Genomic DNA, 20,966 nt, shown 5'->3' on the forward strand with positions numbered 1-20,966 from the left:
ATTTCCGCCGCGTTATTTCACACAGCGGGTGCACTGCGAGCTCTGAATCTTCTGGAAGAAGTCATTGCCTTTGTCATCCACCAGGATAAACGCCGGGAAGTCTTCCACTTCAATTTTCCAGATCGCTTCCATCCCCAGCTCCGGATATTCCACGCATTCCAGACTCTTGATGCTCTGCTGCGCCAGCACCGCCGCCGGGCCGCCGATGCTGCCGAGGTAGAAGCCGCCGTGCTTGTTACAGGCGTCAGTCACCTGCTGGCTGCGGTTGCCCTTCGCCAGCATAATCATGCTGCCGCCGTGAGACTGCAGCAGATCCACGTAGGAGTCCATCCGTCCGGCGGTGGTCGGCCCCAGCGAACCGGATGCATAGCCGTCCGGCGTTTTAGCCGGGCCGGCGTAATAAATCGGGTGGTCTTTCACATACTGCGGCAGCCCTTCGCCGCGCTCTAGGCGCTCTTTCAGCTTGGCGTGCGCGATATCGCGGCCAACGATAATGGTGCCGCTCAGCGACAGACGGGTGGAAACCGGATATTGCGACAGCTGCTTGAGGATCTCGGCCATCGGACGGTTCAGATCCACCTTCACCGCTTCCCCTTCCCCGGCCTGACGCAGTTCCTGCGGGATATAGCGGCCCGGGTTGTGCTCCAGTTTCTCCAGCCAGATGCCGTCGCGGTTGATTTTAGCCTTGATATTGCGGTCTGCGGAGCAGGAAACCCCCATGCCGACCGGGCACGACGCGCCGTGACGCGGCAGGCGGATCACGCGGATATCGTGGGCGAAGTATTTACCGCCGAACTGCGCGCCCAGCCCCAGGTTCTGCGCCTCTTTCAGCAGCTCCTCTTCCAGCGCCACGTCGCGGAACGCCTGGCCGTGCTCGTTGCCTTCGGTCGGCAGTCCGTCGTAATACTTGGTGGAGGCCAGCTTGACCGTTTTCAGCGTTGCCTCGGCGGAGGTGCCGCCAATCACGAAGGCCACGTGGTACGGCGGGCAGGCCGCAGTGCCCAGGGTGCGCATCTTGTCCACCAGGTAATCTTTCAGTTTGCCCGGCGACAGCAGCGCCTTGGTTTCCTGATACAGATAGGTTTTGTTGGCGGAACCGCCGCCCTTGGCGATACACAGGAATTTGTATTCGTCGCCGTCGACGCTGTAAAGGTCGATCTGCGCCGGCAGGTTGCTGCCGGTATTCACCTCTTTGTACATATCCAGCGCGGCGTTCTGCGAGTAGCGCAGGTTGTCTTCGATATAGGTGTTGTACACGCCGCGCGACAGCGCGGCCTCATCGCCGCCGCCGGTCCAGACGCGCTGGCCTTTTTTACCGACGATGATCGCGGTGCCGGTATCCTGGCAGGTTGGCAAAATACCCTTGGCGGCGATTTCTGAGTTACGCAGAAATTGCAGCGCAACGTACTTATCGTTTTCACTGGCTTCCGGGTCGGCAAGGATATCGGCAACCTGCTGCTGGTGCGCCGGGCGCAGCATAAAGGATGCGTCGTGGAAGGCGTGCTGGGCGAGGAGGGTCAGGGCTTCCGGCGCAACTTTCAGGACTTCCTGCCCTTCAAATTCGGCGACGGAAACGTGGTCGCGGCTTAACAGATAGTATTCGGTATCGTCTTTTTTCAGTGGAAACGGATCTTGATAATGGAACGGTTTATTCGACATTTATCTCTCACTTGCAACAATTAGCTGCGTTAAATTCACACTTTCAGCGCATGACTCGGGTCGCTGCGTCAAAAAAACTCACCACACCTTACTTATTTTTAGGTAGCCGGTTATTGCGCTAAATCGCAAAACGCCCCTGAATCGCGGGCGCTACGCCGTTTGAGCTTTTTCGACCACGTCCTGTGAGAACTGCGGGTACAGACTTATCTGGCACGTTTTATTATCCCGCAGTTAACACCTTCATTACAATCCGCAGCGCTCGATCGGCTTAGCATTGTGATGAAAAAAGCACGTACGCCTACATAAACCGATACGTTTTTTTCAGCCTGAGGCGTATTGCCAGCCCCGCGCGCCGCGTCGTATGCTAACGGCGATGAACAAAATCAGAATCCCTATCGCACTGCAACAGGCAGTGATGCGCTGTCTGCGGGAAAAACTGCAGCTGGCGCGGCAACATTTTGCCGAAGACTTCCCGGAACCCAAGGTCGTTTACCAACAGCGCGGCACCAGCGCCGGCACCGCCTGGCTGCAAGACTGGGAGATCCGCCTTAACCCGGTGCTGCTGATGGAAAACAAGCAGGCGTTTATTGATGAAGTGGTGCCGCACGAACTGGCGCACCTGCTGGTGTACCGCCGTTTCGGTCAGGCGGCGGCGCCGCACGGCAGCGAATGGCGCCGGATGATGGAAGAGGTGCTGCAGACGCCGGCCAGCCGCACCCATCAGTTCGGCATCGCCTCGGTGCAGAGCAAAACCTTCCCCTATCAGTGCCGTTGCCAGCTGCATCAGCTGACGGTGCGTCGTCATAACCGCATCCAGCGCGGTGAAAGCGAGTATCGCTGCCGCCGCTGCGGCGAGAAACTGGTGTTCGCCGCCGGCGAAACGCGCGAGCTGCGCGACTGACCGCCCCAGAGATCCTTAACTTGCCCCCGGCCGCCGCTCTGCGTCAGCGGCCGGAGCGCCCCGCTCGCCCAGCACCGGCAACTCTGCCGAAGAAACAAATAATTAGCCTGATTTGCCACTGCCGGTGACTTCCGCTACCCTGCGTGCTTTTCCGATTTTGAGCTGTTTTGGAATATGCTTCGCAAAATTTTGTTCGCAATGGTTTTCCTTTCTGGCGCGGTGAACGCGCATGGCATCAACAACTTCTCCCAGGCCAAAGCGGCAGCGGTAAAAATCAATCAGGACGCCCCCGGCAGCTTCTACTGCGGCTGCCAAATCCAGTGGCACGGCAAGAAAGGCGTTCCCGATCTTAGCGGCTGCGGCTATCAGGCGCGTAAAAACGCCCAGCGCGCCGGCCGCATCGAGTGGGAACACGTGGTGCCGGCCTGGCAGTTCGGCCACCAGCTGCAGTGCTGGCGCGACGGCGGGCGCAAAAACTGCAACAAGGATCCGGCGTACCGTAAAATTGAAACCGATCTGCACAACCTGCAGCCGGCGATTGGCGAAGTGAACGGCGACCGCAATAACTTTATGTACAGTCAGTGGCGCGGCGGCGAAGGCCAGTACGGCCAGTGTCCGATGAAGGTCGACTTCAAGCACAAGCAGGCGGAGCCGCCGGCCCGCGCCCGCGGCGCCATCGCCCGCACCTATTTCTATATGCGCGATCGCTACCAGCTGCGCCTGTCGCGCCAGCAGACCCGGCTGTTTGAGGTCTGGGACCGGCAGTATCCGGTCAGCGACTGGGAATGTCGCCGCGAGGCACGCATCGCTAAGGTACAGGGAAACCATAACCCGTATATTCAGCAGGCTTGCCAGCAGCGTAAAAGCTAAATAGTCTGCATAAGGGCAGCGGCCACGGCGCCGCTGCCGCTCGGCCGCCTTTGGGTATATACTCTTGGTCTTTCAGGACGCAGCGCTAACGGCTGCGAATTTCGTCAGGATTAGAACGTCACTATGCGCATACCTCGCATCTATCACCCGGAACCGCTGAGTTCCCATTCGGAAGTCGCCCTGTGCGAAGACGCGGCCAACCACGTCGGACGCGTGTTGCGCATGAGTCAGGGCCAGGCGCTGCAGCTGTTCGACGGCAGTAACCAGGTGTTCGACGCCGAAATCACTCAGGCGGATAAAAAAAGCGTACGGGTGCGCGTCGGCGAAGGCCGGCTGGAAGATCGCGAATCGCCGCTGAACCTGCACCTCGGGCAGGTGATCTCACGCGGCGACAAGATGGAATTTACCATCCAGAAATCTATCGAGCTGGGCGCCAACACCATTACGCCGCTGTTTTCCGAGCGCTGCGGCGTCTCGCTGTCCGGCGAGCGGCTGGCGAAAAAACTCCAGCAGTGGCAGAAAATCGCCATCGCCGCCTGCGAGCAGTGCGGCCGCAACCGCGTGCCGCAGGTGCGCCCGGCCATGGCGCTGGAGGCCTGGTGCGCCGAGCAGGACGACAGCCTGAAACTGAATCTGCACCCGCGCGCCAGCCACAGCATCAATACGCTGCCGCTGCCGGTGAACCACGTCCGCCTGTTAATCGGGCCGGAAGGCGGCCTGTCCGCCGATGAAATCGCCATGACCTCGGGGCACGGATTTACCGATATCCTGCTGGGGCCACGCGTTCTGCGTACCGAAACCACCGCGCTCACCGCAATTACCGCCCTCCAGGTACGTTTCGGCGATCTGGGTTAAAGGAGAAAGCACAATGATTAAGCTCGGCATAGTGATGGACCCGATCTCATCCATCAATATCAAGAAAGACACCAGCTTCGCCATGCTGCTGGAAGCGCAGCGTCGCGGCTGGGAGCTGCACTATATGGAGATGGACGACCTCTATCTGCATGCCGGCGACGGCCGCGCCCGTACGCGCGTGCTGAGCGTAAAGGAAGATAAGGAAGCGTGGTTCAGCTTCGGCGCCGAGCAGGATCTGGCGCTGCAGGAGCTGGACGTGATCCTGATGCGTAAGGATCCGCCGTTCGATACCGAATACATTTATGCGACCTATATTCTGGAGCGCGCCGAGGTTAAAGGCACGCTGGTCGTCAACAAACCGCAGAGCCTGCGCGACTGTAATGAAAAGCTGTTCACCGCCTGGTTCCCGGAGCTGACGCCGGATACGCTGGTCAGCCGCAGCGCCGCGCACATCCGCAAGTTCCACCAGCAGCACGGCGATATCATCCTCAAGCCGCTGGACGGCATGGGCGGCGCCTCGATTTTCCGCGTGAAACAGGAAGACCCTAACCTGTCGGTGATTATCGAAACGCTGACCGAACACGGCAGCCGCTTCTGCATGGCGCAGAACTTCCTGCCGGCGATCAAAGAGGGCGACAAGCGCATTCTGGTGGTCGACGGTGAGCCGGTGCCTTACTGCCTGGCGCGTATTCCGGCGCAGGGGGAAACCCGCGGCAATCTGGCCGCCGGCGGCCGTGGCGAAGCACGCCCGCTGAGCGAAAGCGACTGGCAGATCGCCCGCACCGTGGCGCCGACGCTGAAAGAAAAAGGCCTGGTGTTCGTCGGCCTGGACGTTATCGGCGACCGCCTGACCGAAATCAACGTCACCAGCCCGACCTGCGTGCGTGAAATCGAAGCGGCCTTCCCGATCTCCATCACCGGTATGTTGATGGATGCTATCGAAAAACGTCTGGCGACGCGCTAAGCTGACGGCAGCGCGGGCGTTTGCGTCCGCGCTACCGATTGCACATCGTTTCCGCCCATATCGGTGCGGCGGCGCCACTATCCACCCTACTCACTAATCGACAGACCGCCATGAATTTACAGCACCACTTTCTTATCGCCATGCCAACCATGCAGGATCCCCGCTTCAAACGCTCGGTGATTTATATCTGCGAGCATAATGAAGAAGGCGCTATGGGTTTGGTGATCAACAAACCCGTGGAGCAGTTTACGGTGGAAAGCGTGCTGGAGAAGCTGAAGATTGCGCCGGCCGATCGCGATCCGGCCATTAGCCTGGATAAGCCGGTGTACGCCGGCGGTCCGTTGGCGGACGACCGCGGCTTTATTCTGCATACGCCGCAGCCTGGCTTCGACGCCAGCATTCAGATTTCGCCGGAGACCATGATTACCACCTCCCGCGACGTGCTGGAGACGCTGGGCACGCCGGAGCAGCCGCAGGAAGTGCTGGTCGCCCTCGGCTATGCCGGCTGGGAAAAAGGCCAGCTGGAGCAGGAAGTGCTGGAAAACGCCTGGCTGACCGCGGAAGCCGACAGCGAAATCCTGTTCCATACGCCGATCGCCAACCGCTGGCGCGAGGCGGCCAACCGTCTCGGCGTCGATATCCGCAGCATCGCCAACCATGCAGGGCACGCCTGATGAGCAACCGCACCCTCATCGCCTTTGACTTCGGCACCAAAAGCATCGGCGCGGCCATCGGCCAGGAAATTACCGGCACCGCGCGTGCGCTGACGGCGTTTAAGGCGCAGGACGGCACGCCGGACTGGCTGAAAATTGAAAAAATGCTGCAGGAGTGGCAGCCGGATCTGGTTATCGTCGGCCTGCCGCTGAATATGGACGGCAGCGAACAGCCGCTGACCGCCCGGGCGCGCAAGTTCGCCAACCGCCTGCACGGCCGCTTCGGCGTGAAGGTGGAACTGCATGACGAGCGTCTGAGCACCGTGGAAGCGCGCTCGCACCTGTTTGACCGCGGCGGCTTCCGCGCGCTGGATAAAGGCAGCGTGGATTCCGCCTCGGCGGTGGTTATTCTGGAGAGCTGGTTCGAGCAGCATCCTGGAGCGTAAGCTTCTGCGCCGGCGCGAAGCGGCTGAACATGATGGCTCCCGCCGTCGGCACCACCTCGATTTCCGGCTGCGGCAGCTCTTCATCGTCGGGCAGTTCGAAGGTGTCCAGCGACAGCCGGTTTACCCGATAAGGGGTCAGCGTGCTGACCACCGCATAGCCGCGCCAGTCGGTGGTGACGCCGTACTGGTTGTCGATGCCGATGCCTGCCGCACCGGGCACCTGTACAATCGCCATGGTTTCCCCCAGCGTTTGCCCCAGGGTCACGCCGCCGGCGTGCGCCATCAGGCTGCCGGCCAGCTCGATATTCTGCTGACGATAGTTGCGGCCGCGCGCGTAGCCAAGGCGCAGCGAACCGGCGTTGTACTGATAGCTGGCGCTGGCATCCTGGCTGCTGCCGGCGCTCTGGCTCTGACTGGTGCTAAGATCGTAACTCAGGCTGTAGTCCGACAGCAGCGTGCCGCTGACGCCGACCCGTCGGCTGTCGGCGCCGTTTTTCGCCAGCCGGTGATCGTAGTTCAACTTCATACGCGGCAGCGCCAGCTTGCCCAGCGGCACTGAAAACGACAGCCCGATCTGCCCCTGCTCTTTGCCGTAATTCCTGCGGCTGTATTCCGCATACAGGTTAACGTCCACCTCGCCCCAGGTTGCGCTGTACCCCAGCTCCACGCTGGTTTCGCCTTTATCCTGCCCGCGCTTTGCCTCACGCGCCAGCGTCAGATACAGGCTGTCCGACTCGGAGAAGTACTGATTGTAGCGCGCTTCCAGACGGTATTTTTTCTCGGCGTCGAAGTCGCCGATAAACAGATCGTCCTCCCAATCCCACCAGTAGAGCGTCTGCTGCTCCACCGCATCGCCAAACGTCCGGTAACGCTGCCGCGGGTAGTATTGCGCCAACAGGCTGACGGAGGACTCCCAGGATGGGATCGTTCTGGCATAGCGCAGACGCCACATACCGCCGCGATCGTCGGCGCCGCGGCGCGGCTGGCGAGCGGCGGCGTAGTTGTAATCCGCCGACAGCGCTCCCCACTGGTTAAAGCTTTTGCCAACGCCCACGGCGGCGCTGCGATACAGCCCGGACAGCAATACGCCGCCGTACAGCGTGGTTTTCGCCGGCAGGCCGTAGCTGACGGACAGTTGGCCAAACTGCGGCTGCTGTTGTTCGATACCGAAATAGGGCTGGTATTTACCCAGCGTCAGGTCGTACCTGAAACTGCCGCCGTGCACCAGATTCGGCATCGACGAGTAAGGCAGCTTGCGCTCGGTTTCCGTGCCGTCGCTTTCACGCACGGTAACGGTAATGTCGCCATCGGGGTCCGGCGGGTAAACGTCCTTGAGGATAAATGCGCCGGGGGAGACAAAGGTCTGATAAATCACCTCGCCGTTTTGCCGCACCTTAATCTCCGCGTTGCTGCGCGCCATACCGCGGATCCACGGTGAAAACTGCCGCAGGCTCTCCGGCAGCATCCGATCGTCCGACGCCAGCTGAATGCCGCGGTACTTCACGTTATCAAACAGGGTCGACGGCGTATGGTTATCGCCGATGCTCAGCAACGCGCGCCAGGCCTTCAGGTCGCGGTAGGCCAGCGCTTTTTCCGTATGCCAGCTTGGCTGCCCCCAGGCGTCTTTCTGGTAGATCGGCTGGTAACGCAGGCGCCAGGCGCCCAGGTTCAGCCCGGTATTCCACTCCGCAAACAGGCTATAGCGCCGTTCGGCGTCCCGATAGCGTTCGGCGGAGTAGTGACCATAGTTGAGTTGGTAGTCGATAAAACCGGCGTTGACGCCGTCGTCCCAGCGGTGGCTGATATCGCCGCCGCCAACCATGCGCGGCGCAACGTCCACCGTCAACAGCTGCGATACCGGTTCATAAAACAGCTGCACGCCGGGTTCGTCGGGCGATATACAGCCCCCGGGCGTGGTCGCCAGGCTGGCGGCCACGCTTTGCCGCACGCCCCACTCGCTGAGCAGGCTCGGCGTCACGCACGGTGCGCCCGCCGCATCCAGCTCAATGGCCGCGCGGCCTTTATAGGTATCGTTAAAAATAAGGTAAATCTTGTTCACTTCCGCCAGCGCGCAAGTGGTGGCAAATGCCAAAGGCAGTAAGGTAAAACGCAGGGCGGGCTTCATTCGTTCCTTGAGTATCAACCACACTGTTCCGGCGTTTTCTCAACGCCAAAAAGAGGCGCAATAGTAGCGCCTCGCTCCTCACTCAGGTTGTTCGCCGCTTTCCGTGCGCGAACGCCGTCGGTCGGGTTATTTACGTGCTGCCGCCAGCTCAGCCTTTGCCTGACGCAGTTCAGCGGCCACTTCTTTAACTTCAGCCTGCTTTTCACGCAGCTTACGCTGATATTTAGCCACTTTCTTCACGTCGCCTTTCGCCTGGGCTTCGCGCAGATCGGCCTTGATATCACGGACGTCTTCTTTCTTGTCCATCAGCTTACGCTCTAACTTTTCGACTTTCTTCTGTACGTCAACCACGGCGCTGCCGGTGGAGCAGCGGGCATTGACTTCGCTCAGCGCGCGCTTCAGGCCGGCTACGCGGTTGTAGTTGCCGTATTTTTCCGCCTGCTGGATCTGATATTCGATTGCAGAACGCTTCGCGTCGCAGTTATAAGCGGCTGACGCCATGGAAGAGAAACCAACACCCAGCGCCATAACTACTGGCAGAACCGCCATTTTAGTCATCTTTTTCATCATATTATCCTTAAACATTACATGGACGCGGAGAGCCCGATGCCCCCCTTCCTGTCCACAACAAGTCTAGAGTTTTGCCGCTTACCTTAAAAGCCAACGGCATCTTAATCACGCTGTAGGAAAGGATGATTCTCCTGTAGTCCCTCAAGCCGTGAGGCCAGCCGCGCCGCTTCATCCAGCACGGCTTCAACCAGCGCCATATCGCGGCTCTGCTGCAGCGCCCGGCACGCCTGGTCCAACGCCTCGACGTGCAGCAGCCGCGCGGCGCCCGCCAGCTTATGCGCCAGCGCCTGTATATCGTCCCACGGCACGGGCCGCCGCCGCATGGCCTGACGCAGCCGGTCGCCGTCCTCATGCAGGCAGCCCAGCAGCGTGGCGATAAACTCCTGCAGCACCGCCGGCTGCTGCAGCTCCGCCGGCAGCCGGGCGAGAAGATCCTCCTGATGCGCCGGCGCCCTCGCCGGCAGGCGCTGCAGTTTCTTGCGCAGCATCGCCAGATTGACCGGCTTAAACAGGCAATCGTCCATCCCGGCCCGCAGGCACGCTTCGCGCGCGCTCTCCTGTGCGTTGGCGGTCAGCCCCCAGATGGTTGACGGCGCAAGGTGCCGCTCGCGCTCATTCAGCCGTATCCGCCGGCTCAGGCTATAGCCGTCCATATTCGGCATATGACAATCGGTGATGACCAGGTCGAAATGCGCCTGTTCCAGCAGCGCCAACGCCTGCTCGCCATCCTCCGCCGCGGTGGGAGCGTGGCCGAGATACGTCAGCTGCCGGCTCAGCAGCATGCGCCCGGCATGGTGATCTTCCGCCACCAGCACCCGCAGACGCCGCGCCGGCTTGGGGAGCGCCCTGTCGTTCGGCGGCGGCGCCTGCACCTGCAGCAGGCGCGCCACGGAGAGCGCCACGGTAAACTCGCTGCCCAGCCCGACCTCGCTGTTGACGCTGATAAAACCACCCATCATTGCCACCAGCTTACGGCAGATGAACAGGCCCAGCCCCGCGCCGCCAACGTCGTTCTGCCCCTGAGTAAACGGCTGGAACAGTCGCTTCAGCGTGCGGGCATCGATGCCTTTGCCGGTGTCGGAAACCTGCAGGCGCAGATCGAAATGCTCTTTGGTGACCTTCTCCACCACCGCGCTTAGCGTGATCTGCCCCTGGCTGGTAAACTTGATCGCATTACTCACCAGATTCGACAGCACCTGCTTGAAGCGCACCGGGTCGACCAATACGTCGCCGGTAATTTCCGCATCGATCTCCAGCCTGAAATCCAGTCCTTTCTGCCGGGCGAGGCCGTCAAACAGCATGGCCATCGACTCGATAAGCCGCCGGATATCGGTGCGCTGCGGGTGCAGCACCAGACGGTCGGCCTCAATGCGCGAAATATCCAGAATATCGCCGATCAGCGTCAGCAATGAGTGCGCCGACTCATGGGCCACGCCCAGCAGTTCGATATCCGCCAGCTCATCGCCCGGCTGGCGGTTCAGCAGCAGCTCCAGCATGCCGATAATGGCATTCAGCGGCGTGCGTATCTCGTGGCTCATCGTCGCCAGGAAGGTGGTTTTGGCGCGGTTGGCGCGGTCGGCATGCTCTTTTGCCTGACTCAGCTGCTCGATCAGCCGGTCGCGCTCGGTCACGTCGAACCAGCCGCCGATTTTCCCCTCCGCCCGATGCCCTTCGGTGATCCACAGCGAGTTCCACTGCTGCAGGGTGTGGCGCTGCTCACCCCTCTGTAAATAGCGGGTGACGAACATCCCCTTGCCCTTTTCGCCGTCGGTCAGCGCAATGTCCGACGCGCCGGGCAGCCCCAGCGGGATATCATCCAGCGAGGTGCCGATAATCTGCTCAGCCGTAGCGTCGATGGCGCGGTAAAACGAGGCGTTCGCCATCACGATCTGCCCCTGCAGGTTGGTCATATAGATCGGCAGCGGCACGGCGTCCATCACCAGCTGGCAACGCCGGCTCAGCTGCCGCTTGTTGCGCACCTGGCTGATGAAATACGCCGTAGCCAGCAGAATCAGCATCAGACTGGTGCCGAACAGCAGCGCGGGATAGTAGCGGAACCAGCGCTTGCCGCTGCTGCGCGCCCCTTCAAGCAGGTAAGTATTGTTGTACCAGTTGCTGGTCATGGCGTGGATATCTTCCGGCGGTATATTGAGCAGCGCCTTATCCAGAATGGTCGCCAGCGGGTATTCGGTGCCGGCGACGCCAATCACGAAGTGCGCCGGCTCGGTATCCAGCGACTCCAGAATATGCAGCCCGGACGGCTGTTCATGCGCCAGGAAGAAATCCGCGCTAATCATCGGCAGCACCAACGCCTCCACCCGGCGTTTTTTGACGGCGTCAATGCCGGCCTGCGGCGAGTCCACATTGACAATGCGGCTTTCCGGGTAGCGCTCCTGCAAAAATGCCTTCAGCGGATGGCCGTCCACCAGCGCTATCACCTGCGGCTCGCCCTGCGCCTTCTGGCTCTCCAGCCCGACTAACACCCAGGAGTTGATCAGAAACGAGCGGGTGGTCATCAGGCCGTTTGGCCAGACGGAATCCAGCGTCAGCCCTACCACCACGTCCGCCTTGCCGGCGTGCACCGCATTGAGCGAGTCCTTGAGCGAGCGGGCGCGGATAATATCGAATTTCAGGCCGGTCCGGTCGGAGATGGCGTCCATCACATCGGCGCTCAGCCCGCGAAACCCGCCCTGCACGTCGAAGAAACTCAGCGGCGGAAAGTCGCCGTTGACCACCACCCGCACGTGCGGATGATCCTCAACCCACTTGCGCTCCAGCGAGGTCAGCAGCAGGTGCTCTCCCCCCTGCGACATCGGAATGCCGCCGTTCCAGCGGCTCTGGATCTCCGCCTGCGTACTTTCGGGAATGATCGACAGCACCGCATCGAGGATCTTCTGCAGACGCACGTTGTCCGGCGCCAGGCCGAAGGAAAAGCCGCGCACCTCCTGCGGCGGCAGCAGCTGAATGCGCAGGTTGTTCAGATTACCTTGATTAATCAGATAGCGGGCGACCGTCGCATCGCCGATAAAGGCGTCGAGGTTCTTGAAAGACAGCGCCTCCAGCGCGCGGCGGGGAACGTCCAGGCTCTGGTAGTGCGCAACGGGGAAGCGCTGCAGTATGCGCGGGTTATTGCGGTACAGGCTCTCAATCGCAATCTCCTTCAGCGGCTGGAAGCGCAGCAGGCTGTCGGTGCGCAGCACCAGCGCCGGCGCCGCCGGCACATAGGCTCTGGTCAGCCGCAGGCCGGGGTCTTCTGCGCCCATCGCCGCCACGTTGCCGACCATATCCACCACGCCTTTCAGCAGATCCTGCCGCAGAGCGGCGTCATTTTCGTAGTAACGCACCTTGATCTGCACGTTGAGGTTATAAGCGAGAATGCCGAGATAATCGGCATTGATGCCGCCATAATCATTGGCGCCGCTGGTAATATCAAACGGCGGGTAATTCGGCGGCGCCAGGCCGAAGACCAATACCCGTTTACGCCGCAGCCACAGCCAGTCGTCGCTGCTCAGATCGGGATCCGCCAATTGCACCTGCTGCCCGCGGCTGACCAAATTGATTTCCCGGCTTGGCGATAGCGTGACGGAATAAACACCGCCGGAAAACAGCGCCAAAAAAAATAATAGATATCTAGCCATGAGTCTCCGAGCTTCCCTGCTCATTCAATAGCGCATAAACTTCCTCTAATGATTTGCCATTGAACTTTTCAATCAGACGACTCTTATAAGTACTGATAGTTTTATTGCTCAGCAATAATCTGTCGGCAATCTCCTTATTACTCAGCCCCTCAGACAAATAACGCAGCACCGTTAATTCACGATCGGACAGGCGCGCCAACGCATTATTATTTCGCACCGAGGTATTAAGCAGCGGCGTCACCGCATCATGAGGAAAACAGGCGTAACCCTGCAGCACCAGCTGGCACAGCGGCACCAGCTGGCTGATATCCCGATCTTTATGAAAGAAACCGCGCGCGCCGGCGCGCATGGCCCGCTCCGCGTAGTTCTCTGCGGGGAGACCGGTATAGACAATAACCTTGATAGCGCTGTCCAACTGGCGAATGCGCTGGAGAACCTGCAGGCCGTCCATTTTATTCAGCATGATATCCAGAATCACCATGCCGGGCCGGCTCTCTTTTATTTTCGCCAGCGCCTCGGTGCCGCCATTCGCCGTTATAATTACATTATCACCTAATTGCGCCAGCATTGTTTTGACGGCAAAACAGATTGCCGGGTGATCGTCAACCACCAGCCAGGTATCCATAAGAATATCCTTATTCATGGGCAAGAAAACCAGAATATAACTATGCCCTCCCGGGAAATTAATAACCGTAAGGAAGAGCAACAGCCCAATTATAAATAAAAGACCACAACATCCATATTATCATTCTCGCGTCGGGATTGTGTCATTATAAAATTCCCTGCGCAATACGTTGCTGCATTCCCTGAGCAAAGGTTTGCATGCCCGCCTGCGCGCCGCTTTGCAGCACGCTGGCCAGCTGATGCGTTTTTCCTTCACGGATCATGCTGCTTACCGCCGGCGTCGCCGTCAGGATCTCAAACACCGCCGTTCTGCCGCCTTCGGCCCTGCGCAATAATTTCTGCGCGATGACCGCCTGCAAACCGCTGGCCAGCTGGGCGCGCACGTAGGCTTTCTCCTCCGCCGGGAAGACGTCGATCACCCGCTCAACCGCCTGCGGCGCGTTGCGGGTATGCAGGGTCGCCAGCACCAGGTGGCCGGTTTCCGCGGCGGTCAGCGCCAGCCGGATGCTGAGGCTGTCGCGCAGCTCGCCGACCAGGATCACGTCGGGATCTTCGCGCAGCGCGGCGCTCAGCGCCGCGTCGAAGCTGCGGGTGTCGCGCCCCAGTTCGCGCTGCTGAATCAGCGACAGCGCGCTGTGGTGGATAAACTCAATCGGGTCTTCCAGCGTCAGAATATGCCGCCGCTGATGACGGTTGATATGGTCGATCATCGCCGCCAGCGTGGTGGATTTACCGCTGCCGGTCGCGCCCGTGACCAGAATCAGCCCCTCCTCACGCTCGGTGAGCGCCGGGATAATCGCCGGCGCCTGCAGCTGCTCCAGCGTCGGACAGCATTCCGCAATACGACGCAGCGCCAGCGACACGCCGGCGCGCTGATAAAAAAAGTTGGCGCGCAGCCGCGCGCCGCCCGCGGTTGTCAATGCGCAATCCAGCTGCCCGGCGCGCCGTAATTGCCGCTGCTGAGGCTCGTCAAGCAGCGCCGCGCACAGCCGCTGCACCGCCTCGGCGGGCAGGACGGCGCCGCCCGCCAGCGGCTGAAGTTCACCATCGATGCGCATCATCAACGGTTGGCCGGTACAAAGGTGCAGATCGGAAGCATTATGCTTTACACTAAGGGCCACAAATTCATCGATATCCATATCTATCTCCCGGGTCAAGAATGAGCACTATCCAACAGAATCTGCAGGATGTCAGGAGCCGTATTGCTCGCGCTGCCGAAAGTTGCGCACGCGCTCCGGAAGAGGTGACGCTGCTTGCCGTCAGTAAAACCAAACCTGTGGCGGCGCTCGCAGAAGCCATTGCGGCCGGACAGCGGGCCTTTGGTGAAAACTACGTGCAGGAAGGCGTCGACAAAATTCAGCATTTCAGCGCGCAGCCACAGGGCGCAGCGCTGGAGTGGCACTTTATCGGCCCGCTGCAATCCAATAAAAGCCGCCTGGTCGCCGAACACTTCGCCTGGTGTCACACCGTCGACCGGCTGAAAATCGCCCAGCGGCTGAACGACCAGCGTCCGGCCGACATGCCGCCGCTCAACGTGTTAATCCAGATCAACATCAGCGATGAGCAGAGCAAATCCGGCATCGGCCTGGACGAGCTGGAGATGCTGGCGCAGGCCGTCGCCGCCATGCCGCGCCTGACGCTGCGCGGGCTGATGGCCATCCCGGCGCCGGAGACCGATCCTCAGCGGCAGCGGGAGGTCTTTGGCCGCATGCAGCAGGCCTTTTTGCAGTTGCAGCAGCACTACCCGCAGGCGGATACGTTGTCGATGGGCATGACCGATGATATGTCCGCGGCGATTAGCGCCGGCAGCACCCTGGTGCGCATCGGCACCGCGATATTTGGCGCCCGTGATTATTCGCAGGCCTGACAGCACAGACGAGGAACGATATGCAACACCGCAAGATTACTTTTATTGGCGCCGGCAATATGGCGCGCGCTATCATCGCCGGTCTGGTCAGCGGCGGTTATCCGGCCAATCTGATTAGCGTCTGCGCGCCGTCGCCGAACAATCGCGATGCATTGGCCGCCGACTATGGCATTATCAGCAGCGCCGACAACGCCGCCTGCGCGCAGGAGGCCGATGTGGTGGTGCTGGCGGTCAAACCGCAGCTGATGGCCGACGTCTGCCAGGCGCTGCAGGGCCAGGTCAGTTTTGACGGCAAGCTGGTGCTGTCGATCGCCGCCGGCGTTCAGGTTGAGCGTTTCTATCAGCTGCTCGGCCAGTCGCTCAATATTGTGCGCATTATGCCGAACACCCCGTCGCTGGTCGGAAAAGGCATGAGCGGCCTGTACGCGCCGCCGCAGGTCAGCCAGCAGGATCGCGACTTCACCGGCGCGCTGATGGGCTCGGTGGGCAAGGTCTGCTGGGTGGACGACGAGAACGGCATTAACGGCGTGATTGCCGCCGCGGGCAGCGCGCCGGCCTACTTCTTCCTGTTTATGGAGTCCATGCAGCAGGCCGCCGAGCAGATGGGCTTCAGCCGTCAGCAGGCGCGCGAACTGGTGCAGCAGGCGGCCAGCGGCGCGGCGGCGCTGGTGGAAGCCAACCCGGAGACATCGCTGTCGACCCTGCGCGAGCAGGTAACGTCCAAAGGCGGCACCACCGCCGAAGCGCTGCGCGTGTTTAACGAACAACACCTGCCGGCAACCGTCGCTCAGGCGATGCAGGCGGCCGTTTCCCGTGCGCAGGAAATGGAAAAATCATTCTAATTAAGGAGCGAACCACGCAATGCTGACGCTGACTTTTCTGGTCAAGACCGTTATTGATATTTACGTTATGGTGCTGCTGCTGCGCATTTGGATGCAGTGGGCGCGCACCGATTTTTATAACCCGTTTTCCCAGTTCGTGGTGAAAATCACCCAGCCGGTGGTGGGCCCGCTGCGTCGCGTGCTGCCTTCGCTGGGGCCGATCGACAGCGCCTCGCTGCTGCTGGCGTTCCTGCTGATGACCATCAAGTATCCGCTGCTGCTGCTGATTCAGGGCGGCGCCATGGCGCTCAGCCCGTATAATCTGTTGTTCGGCCTGATTTCGCTGGTGAAGTCCGCCGGCTACCTGATCTTCTGGGTGATGATTATCCGCGCCCTGATGAGCTGGATCAGCCAGGGCCGCAGCCCGATTGACTACGTGATGTATCAGCTGACCGAGCCGCTAATGGCGCCGATCCGCCGCATCATTCCGGCCATGGGCGGCATTGATTTCTCGGCGATGGTGGTGATTCTGATCCTGTATCTCATCAACTACCTGGGCATGGATCTGTTCGGCGAGATCTGGTTCCTGCTGTGAGCGCCGTCACCCTGCTGCCGGACGGGCTGGTCATCAGGCTGTATATTCAGCCGAAGGCCAGCCGTGACCAGATTATCGGTCTGCATGGCGACGAAATAAAAGTCGCCATCACCGCGCCGCCGGTGGACGGCCAGGCCAACGCCCATCTGGTCAAGTTTCTCGCCAAGCAGTTCAAAGTGGCGAAGAGCAACATCACTATCGAAAAAGGCGAACTGGGGCGGCATAAACAGTTACGCATTATTCATCCGCAACAGCGCCCGCCGGTTATTGCGGCGCTGATTGATTAAAGCTTCAAGGTATTACTATGCAAAAAGTCGTTCTTGCCACCGGCAACCCCGGCAAAGTACGCGAACTTGCCGCGCTGCTGGCCGATTTCGGCCTCGACATCGTGGCGCAGACCGAACTGGGCGTTGAGTCCGCCGAGGAAACCGGCCTGACGTTTATCGAAAACGCCATTCTGAAGGCGCGCCACGCGGCGCAGGTCACCGGCCTGCCGGCGATCGCCGATGACTCCGGTCTGGCGGTGGACGCGCTCGGCGGCGCGCCGGGCATCTATTCCGCCCGCTACGCCGGCGAAGACGCCAGCGACCAGCAGAACCTGGACAAGCTGCTGGACGCCATGCAGGCGGTGCCCGCCGGGCAGCGCGGCGCCCGCTTCCACTGCGTGCTGGTCTATCTGCGCCACGCCGCCGACCCGACGCCGCTGGTGTTCCACGGCAGCTGGGCCGGTGAGATCACCACCACTTCCGCCGGCCGCGGCGGCTTCGGTTACGATCCGATCTTCTACGTGCCGGCGCTGCAGCGCACCGCCGCCGAGCTGACGCGCGAGGAGAAGATCGCCGTGTCGCACCGCGGTCAGGCGCTGAAACTGCTGCTGGAAGCGATGCGCAATGCCCAGTAACGCCGTGCAACTGCCGCCGCTCAGCCTGTACATCCATATTCCGTGGTGCGTGCAGAAATGCCCCTATTGCGATTTTAACTCGCATGCGCTGAAGGGCGAGGTGCCGCACCAGGAGTACGTCGACCATCTGCTGGCGGATCTGGATGCCGACCTGCCGCTCACCGGCGGCCGTACCGTCAGCACCATCTTTATCGGCGGCGGCACCCCCAGCCTGCTGAGCGCGGAGGCGATGCAAAGCCTGCTGGACGGCGTGCGGGCGCGCATACCCGTCGCCAAGGATGCCGAAATCACCATGGAAGCCAACCCCGGCACCGTTGAGGCCGACCGCTTCAGCGGCTATCAGCGCGCCGGCGTGAACCGCATTTCCATCGGCGTGCAGAGTTTCAGCAGCGAGAAACTGGAGCGTCTTGGCCGTATCCACGGGCCGGAAGAGGCCAAACGCGCGGCGCAGCTGGCCACCGGCCTCGGCCTGCGCAGTTTTAACCTGGATCTGATGCACGGCCTGCCGGACCAGTCGCTGGAAGAAGCGCTGGATGATTTGCGTCAGGCCATCGCCCTGAATCCGCCGCACCTGTCGTGGTATCAGCTGACCATTGAGCCGAATACCCTGTTCGGCTCGCGTCCGCCGCCGCTGCCGGATGACGACGCGCTGTGGGATATTTTCCAGCAGGGTCACGAGCTGCTGACCGCCGCCGGCTACCAGCAGTATGAAACCTCGGCCTACGCCAAGCCGGGCTACCAGTGCCGGCACAACCTGAACTACTGGCGCTTCGGCGACTATCTGGGCATTGGCTGCGGCGCGCACGGCAAGCTGACCTTCAGCGACGGACGCATTGTACGCACCGAGAAAACCAAGCATCCGCGCGGTTTTATGCAGGGCAACTATCTGGCGAAGCAGCATGAGGTGGCGGCGGCGGACCGGCCGTTTGAGTTCTTTATGAACCGCTTCCGGCTGCTGGAAAGCGCGCCGCGCGACGAGTTCCGCATCTATACCGGGCTGGATGAGAGCGTTATCCGCCCGCAGCTGGATCGGGCGCTGGCGCAAGGCTATCTGACGGAAAATGCCGACCGCTGGCAGATTACCGAACATGGCAAGCTGTTCCTTAACTCGCTGCTGGAGCTGTTTTTAGCCGACGAGTAACCATAAAAAAAGCGCCGAATCCGGCGCTTTTTTATCAGGCTGCATGGTGGGGCCGCCGGGTCATATCCCCCCGCCCCTTGAGCAATCCGGCAATTGAGATATCTTCATCCAGTAACGGCCAATGGATACCTCTGGCGCTGAGTTCATACTCTTCCCGTTCAGCAGAACTCGCATGCTGCAGACGAGGAAACCAAACCAACGGCACGCCAAGCGTTCTGCCATCGCTGAGTTCCACCCACATCGAAACATCATCAAAGCGAACATTTTTAGCCGAAATAGTCATTCCACGCCTCCAGAAACAGAGCATGATGCTCTTGCGTTACCGCCATCAGCACTTTCAACATCTTGTCGCTAAAGCCGTCGTTATATGCCAGCCGCACCTCAGGCATAAGCCACAGCTTAGCTTCGCACTCGGCATCCCTGACATGAATATGCGCTGGCTCCAACGGATTGCCTTCGTTCGAATAGAAGAAAAACCGGCACCCGCGAAAACGTAATACAACAGGCATCAACGTCATTCCTTTTTCGTTGATTATAGATTAACCAGCCTGTCAGAATCCCCACCCTATGGCAAGCGCATTATCCACAATAAATGCACAGCTACTTTAACGAGCCAAGCAGCGCCTTACGCTGTTCTTCCAGCGACGTGACGCGGTTGCAGACGTCGTGACCAAAGTTCTGGAAGTCCTGCTCCTGATTGTTCCACTCGTTCTGAATTGCCTTCTGCAGGCCGCCCAGGTTGCCCATAATCGCCTGCAGCGGGTTGCCGCCGCTGTTGGCCGCCTGCTTGACGCCCATTTCGTTCAGGCTGTCCTGCAGGACGCCGCCCATGCTCTGCTGCACCAGATTGCGGCCGTCCTGCTCCACCTGCGCAATGGCCTTGTGGTGGAACGCCAGGCCGTCGCTGCGGTGTTCGATAATCCGGTTCATCTGCTGCTTCAGCTGGCCGTTCAGGGTGGTCAGGCGGTTACGCACGTTGCTGTCGCTGCCCAGTTCCTTGACGATCACCTTGTCCAGCGCCGCACGCGCCTTTTCCAGGTGCTGCTGCGCGCCGTTATCGATCCATGGCAGCTCTTTACGCAGCGCCGTCTGGTAGCGGAAGGCCTGCTGGCGCTGGCTGTCGCTCAGCGTCAGCGCCTGGCCGTCGCGGGTCACATCGCCGTCCGGCGAGATCTGCAGATTGCCGCTGGCGCCCACCACCTGCACGCTCTGCGGGCTGATAATCACATCGTCCTGAGGTTTAACATTGCACTGGTAGGCGGCGTGCGCCTGCGCCGCGGTAAACAGCAATAACGCCAAAGCGGTTTTCTTCAACATAATTTCTCCTGAGACTCCCTTCCAACCGTATACCCGTCAGGCGGGTAACCAACTGCGGGATCTAAAAAATCGAACGACCAATCCGTTGAGACAACAATTCCAGCGCCGCAGTTCCCGCCAGCGAGTTGCCGGAGGCATCCAGCTCCGGCGACCAGACGACAATCGCCATCTCGTCGGGCACGATCGTCACGATGCCGCCGCCGACGCCCGACTTGCCCGGCATACCGACCCGGTAGGCGAATTCGCCGGCGCCGTCGTACATGCCGCTGGTCATCATCAGCGCATTGATCTGCCGCGCCTGCAGCGGGGAGATCACCGCATTACCCTGCAGATCGCGTCCGTTATTGGCCAGATAGACAAAGCTGCGCGCCAGCTCAACGCAGCTCATGCGCAGCGCGCAGTAGTGAAAGTAGGTATGCAGCACGGTCAGCACGTCATTTTCGAAGTTGCCGAACGACTTCATCAGATAGGCGATCGCCGCGTTGCGGTCGGAGTGTTCAAACTCAGAGCGGGCGACGCGCGCGTCATAGGCCAGGTCGTCTTCGCCGGCCAGCTGGCGCACCACTTCGAGCATCCGCTGTTTTGGCGCGCTCAGGCGGGTCTGCAGCATATCGCACACCACCAGCGCTCCGGGGTTGATAAACGGGTTGCGCGGCTTGCCCTGCTCCATTTCCAGCTGCAGCAGCGAGTTGAACGGCAGGCCGGAAGGCTCTTTGCCCACCCGCTGCCAGATCTCGCTCTCCTGATAACGCGTCAGCGCCAGCGTCAGGCTCAGCACTTTGGAAATCGACTGGATGGAGAAACGTTCCGCCGCGTCGCCGGCCTGATACAGCGCGCCATCGACGGTGCAAACGGCCATGCCTAAACGCTCCGCCGGCACCTCCGCCAGCGCGGGAATATAGTCAGCGACCTTGCCGCTGCCGATCAACGGACGCACCTGCTGCAGAATCTCCGCCAGCAGCGCGTTATCCAATGCTGTTACCAACTCTTTATTCTCCGGATAAAAGAAAGGCGCCCTC

22 protein-coding genes are annotated in these 20,966 nt (G+C 60.7%); 12 read left to right on the forward strand and 10 right to left on the reverse strand.

Features of this window, described 5'->3' with window-relative positions; all coding sequences use genetic code 11:
• Positions 1-12: 12 nt before the first annotated feature.
• Complete coding sequence (fumA, locus tag I6G83_RS02775; RefSeq protein WP_015673783.1) at positions 13-1,659, reverse strand: class I fumarate hydratase FumA; 1,647 nt, start codon at positions 1,657-1,659, stop codon at positions 13-15.
• Positions 1,660-2,032: 373 nt separating this feature from the next.
• Between fumA and I6G83_RS02780 the strand changes: the two genes are divergently transcribed.
• The 6 genes from I6G83_RS02780 (at position 2,033) to ruvX (ending at position 6,348) form a co-directional block, all read left to right on the forward strand.
• A complete protein-coding gene (locus tag I6G83_RS02780; protein ID WP_054305198.1) occupies positions 2,033-2,560 on the forward strand; it encodes a SprT family zinc-dependent metalloprotease in 528 nt (175 codons plus the stop codon).
• Between the two features lie 174 nt (positions 2,561-2,734).
• Complete coding sequence (gene endA / locus I6G83_RS02785; RefSeq protein WP_015673785.1) at positions 2,735-3,430, forward strand: deoxyribonuclease I; 696 nt, start codon at positions 2,735-2,737, stop codon at positions 3,428-3,430.
• Positions 3,431-3,553: 123 nt separating this feature from the next.
• Positions 3,554-4,285 carry a 16S rRNA (uracil(1498)-N(3))-methyltransferase gene (gene rsmE / locus I6G83_RS02790; protein ID WP_015673786.1) on the forward strand — a complete coding sequence of 244 codons (732 nt, stop codon included), beginning with the start codon at positions 3,554-3,556 and terminating at the stop codon, positions 4,283-4,285.
• Between the two features lie 13 nt (positions 4,286-4,298).
• Positions 4,299-5,249, forward strand: a complete 951-nt coding sequence (gene gshB / locus I6G83_RS02795; RefSeq protein WP_015673787.1) for a glutathione synthase — start codon at positions 4,299-4,301, stop codon at positions 5,247-5,249.
• Between the two features lie 110 nt (positions 5,250-5,359).
• A complete protein-coding gene (locus tag I6G83_RS02800; protein ID WP_015673788.1) occupies positions 5,360-5,923 on the forward strand; it encodes a YqgE/AlgH family protein in 564 nt (187 codons plus the stop codon).
• Complete coding sequence (gene ruvX, locus I6G83_RS02805) at positions 5,923-6,348, forward strand: Holliday junction resolvase RuvX (protein WP_054305197.1); 426 nt, start codon at positions 5,923-5,925, stop codon at positions 6,346-6,348. The genes I6G83_RS02800 and ruvX overlap by 1 nt, the downstream gene beginning before the upstream one ends.
• Here ruvX and I6G83_RS02810 read toward each other — a convergent pair.
• The 5 genes from I6G83_RS02810 to I6G83_RS02830 form a co-directional block, all read right to left on the reverse strand.
• Positions 6,308-8,473 carry a fimbria/pilus outer membrane usher protein gene (locus I6G83_RS02810; RefSeq protein ID WP_054305196.1) on the reverse strand — a complete coding sequence of 722 codons (2,166 nt, stop codon included), beginning with the start codon at positions 8,471-8,473 and terminating at the stop codon, positions 6,308-6,310. The genes ruvX and I6G83_RS02810 overlap by 41 nt on opposite strands.
• Positions 8,474-8,599: 126 nt before the next feature.
• Positions 8,600-9,022: a DUF1090 domain-containing protein gene (locus I6G83_RS02815; RefSeq protein ID WP_232238940.1), complete on the reverse strand. Its 423-nt coding sequence runs from the start codon at positions 9,020-9,022 to the stop codon at positions 8,600-8,602.
• A gap of 122 nt (positions 9,023-9,144) precedes the next feature.
• Positions 9,145-12,681 (reverse strand): ATP-binding protein, encoded by a 3,537-nt coding sequence (locus tag I6G83_RS02820; protein ID WP_161805773.1) that lies wholly within the window; start codon positions 12,679-12,681, stop codon positions 9,145-9,147.
• Entirely contained in the window at positions 12,674-13,387 is a 714-nt protein-coding gene (locus I6G83_RS23630) for a response regulator transcription factor (RefSeq protein WP_138111830.1), read from the reverse strand. The genes I6G83_RS02820 and I6G83_RS23630 overlap by 8 nt, the downstream gene beginning before the upstream one ends.
• A 64-nt stretch (positions 13,388-13,451) precedes the next feature.
• Complete coding sequence (locus I6G83_RS02830; RefSeq protein WP_054305193.1) at positions 13,452-14,444, reverse strand: type IV pilus twitching motility protein PilT; 993 nt, start codon at positions 14,442-14,444, stop codon at positions 13,452-13,454.
• A 20-nt stretch (positions 14,445-14,464) separates the two neighbouring features.
• Between I6G83_RS02830 and I6G83_RS02835 the strand changes: the two genes are divergently transcribed.
• From I6G83_RS02835 to hemW, 6 genes are read left to right on the forward strand one after another with little or no spacing between them, the layout of a single operon-like run.
• Positions 14,465-15,172: a YggS family pyridoxal phosphate-dependent enzyme gene (locus tag I6G83_RS02835; protein WP_054305192.1), complete on the forward strand. Its 708-nt coding sequence runs from the start codon at positions 14,465-14,467 to the stop codon at positions 15,170-15,172.
• A 20-nt stretch (positions 15,173-15,192) separates the two neighbouring features.
• Positions 15,193-16,014 carry a pyrroline-5-carboxylate reductase gene (proC, locus tag I6G83_RS02840; RefSeq protein ID WP_054305191.1) on the forward strand — a complete coding sequence of 274 codons (822 nt, stop codon included), beginning with the start codon at positions 15,193-15,195 and terminating at the stop codon, positions 16,012-16,014.
• Positions 16,015-16,033: 19 nt separating this feature from the next.
• Positions 16,034-16,588, forward strand: coding sequence for a YggT family protein (locus I6G83_RS02845; RefSeq protein WP_015673797.1), 555 nt, complete (start codon positions 16,034-16,036; stop codon positions 16,586-16,588).
• Positions 16,585-16,875, forward strand: coding sequence for a DUF167 family protein YggU (gene yggU / locus I6G83_RS02850; protein WP_015673798.1), 291 nt, complete (start codon positions 16,585-16,587; stop codon positions 16,873-16,875). Before I6G83_RS02845 ends, yggU begins: the two co-directional genes overlap by 4 nt.
• A gap of 17 nt (positions 16,876-16,892) precedes the next feature.
• A complete protein-coding gene (locus I6G83_RS02855; protein WP_015673799.1) occupies positions 16,893-17,489 on the forward strand; it encodes an XTP/dITP diphosphatase in 597 nt (198 codons plus the stop codon).
• Positions 17,479-18,630, forward strand: coding sequence for a radical SAM family heme chaperone HemW (gene hemW / locus I6G83_RS02860; RefSeq protein WP_054305190.1), 1,152 nt, complete (start codon positions 17,479-17,481; stop codon positions 18,628-18,630). Before I6G83_RS02855 ends, hemW begins: the two co-directional genes overlap by 11 nt.
• A 34-nt stretch (positions 18,631-18,664) precedes the next feature.
• On the opposite strand, the gene I6G83_RS02865 is transcribed toward hemW, so the two are convergent.
• The 4 genes from I6G83_RS02865 to glsB all read right to left on the reverse strand — a co-directional run bounded on the left by I6G83_RS02865 (position 18,665) and on the right by glsB (position 20,932).
• A complete protein-coding gene (locus I6G83_RS02865; RefSeq protein ID WP_072186072.1) occupies positions 18,665-18,913 on the reverse strand; it encodes a DUF2442 domain-containing protein in 249 nt (82 codons plus the stop codon).
• Entirely contained in the window at positions 18,897-19,139 is a 243-nt protein-coding gene (locus I6G83_RS02870; protein WP_054305189.1) for a DUF4160 domain-containing protein, read from the reverse strand. The genes I6G83_RS02865 and I6G83_RS02870 overlap by 17 nt, the downstream gene beginning before the upstream one ends.
• Before the next feature lie 91 nt (positions 19,140-19,230).
• Positions 19,231-19,947 (reverse strand): YggN family protein, encoded by a 717-nt coding sequence (locus tag I6G83_RS02875; protein ID WP_054305188.1) that lies wholly within the window; start codon positions 19,945-19,947, stop codon positions 19,231-19,233.
• A 61-nt stretch (positions 19,948-20,008) separates the two neighbouring features.
• On the reverse strand, positions 20,009-20,932 hold the full coding sequence (gene glsB, locus I6G83_RS02880) for a glutaminase B (RefSeq protein WP_054305187.1): 924 nt from the start codon (positions 20,930-20,932) through the stop codon (positions 20,009-20,011).
• Positions 20,933-20,966: the final 34 nt, after the last annotated feature.

The sequence above is a fragment of the Serratia rubidaea genome, from assembly GCF_016026735.1.
Taxonomy (GTDB): domain Bacteria; phylum Pseudomonadota; class Gammaproteobacteria; order Enterobacterales; family Enterobacteriaceae; genus Serratia_B; species Serratia_B rubidaea.

Coding starts and splice junctions, on each gene's coding strand:
- fumA (WP_015673783.1), bottom strand. CDS start 1,659: ATGTCGAATAAACCGTTCCATTATCAAGATCCGTTTCCACTGAAAAAA.
- I6G83_RS02780 (WP_054305198.1), top strand. CDS start 2,033: ATGAACAAAATCAGAATCCCTATCGCACTGCAACAGGCAGTGATGCGC.
- endA (WP_015673785.1), top strand. CDS start 2,735: ATGCTTCGCAAAATTTTGTTCGCAATGGTTTTCCTTTCTGGCGCGGTG.
- rsmE (WP_015673786.1), top strand. CDS start 3,554: ATGCGCATACCTCGCATCTATCACCCGGAACCGCTGAGTTCCCATTCG.
- gshB (WP_015673787.1), top strand. CDS start 4,299: ATGATTAAGCTCGGCATAGTGATGGACCCGATCTCATCCATCAATATC.
- I6G83_RS02800 (WP_015673788.1), top strand. CDS start 5,360: ATGAATTTACAGCACCACTTTCTTATCGCCATGCCAACCATGCAGGAT.
- ruvX (WP_054305197.1), top strand. CDS start 5,923: ATGAGCAACCGCACCCTCATCGCCTTTGACTTCGGCACCAAAAGCATC.
- I6G83_RS02810 (WP_054305196.1), bottom strand. CDS start 8,473: ATGAAGCCCGCCCTGCGTTTTACCTTACTGCCTTTGGCATTTGCCACC.
- I6G83_RS02815 (WP_232238940.1), bottom strand. CDS start 9,022: ATGGCGGTTCTGCCAGTAGTTATGGCGCTGGGTGTTGGTTTCTCTTCC.
- I6G83_RS02820 (WP_161805773.1), bottom strand. CDS start 12,681: ATGGCTAGATATCTATTATTTTTTTTGGCGCTGTTTTCCGGCGGTGTT.
- I6G83_RS02830 (WP_054305193.1), bottom strand. CDS start 14,444: ATGGATATCGATGAATTTGTGGCCCTTAGTGTAAAGCATAATGCTTCC.
- I6G83_RS02835 (WP_054305192.1), top strand. CDS start 14,465: ATGAGCACTATCCAACAGAATCTGCAGGATGTCAGGAGCCGTATTGCT.
- proC (WP_054305191.1), top strand. CDS start 15,193: ATGCAACACCGCAAGATTACTTTTATTGGCGCCGGCAATATGGCGCGC.
- I6G83_RS02845 (WP_015673797.1), top strand. CDS start 16,034: ATGCTGACGCTGACTTTTCTGGTCAAGACCGTTATTGATATTTACGTT.
- I6G83_RS02855 (WP_015673799.1), top strand. CDS start 16,893: ATGCAAAAAGTCGTTCTTGCCACCGGCAACCCCGGCAAAGTACGCGAA.
- hemW (WP_054305190.1), top strand. CDS start 17,479: ATGCCCAGTAACGCCGTGCAACTGCCGCCGCTCAGCCTGTACATCCAT.
- I6G83_RS02865 (WP_072186072.1), bottom strand. CDS start 18,913: ATGACTATTTCGGCTAAAAATGTTCGCTTTGATGATGTTTCGATGTGG.
- I6G83_RS02870 (WP_054305189.1), bottom strand. CDS start 19,139: ATGCCTGTTGTATTACGTTTTCGCGGGTGCCGGTTTTTCTTCTATTCG.
- I6G83_RS02875 (WP_054305188.1), bottom strand. CDS start 19,947: ATGTTGAAGAAAACCGCTTTGGCGTTATTGCTGTTTACCGCGGCGCAG.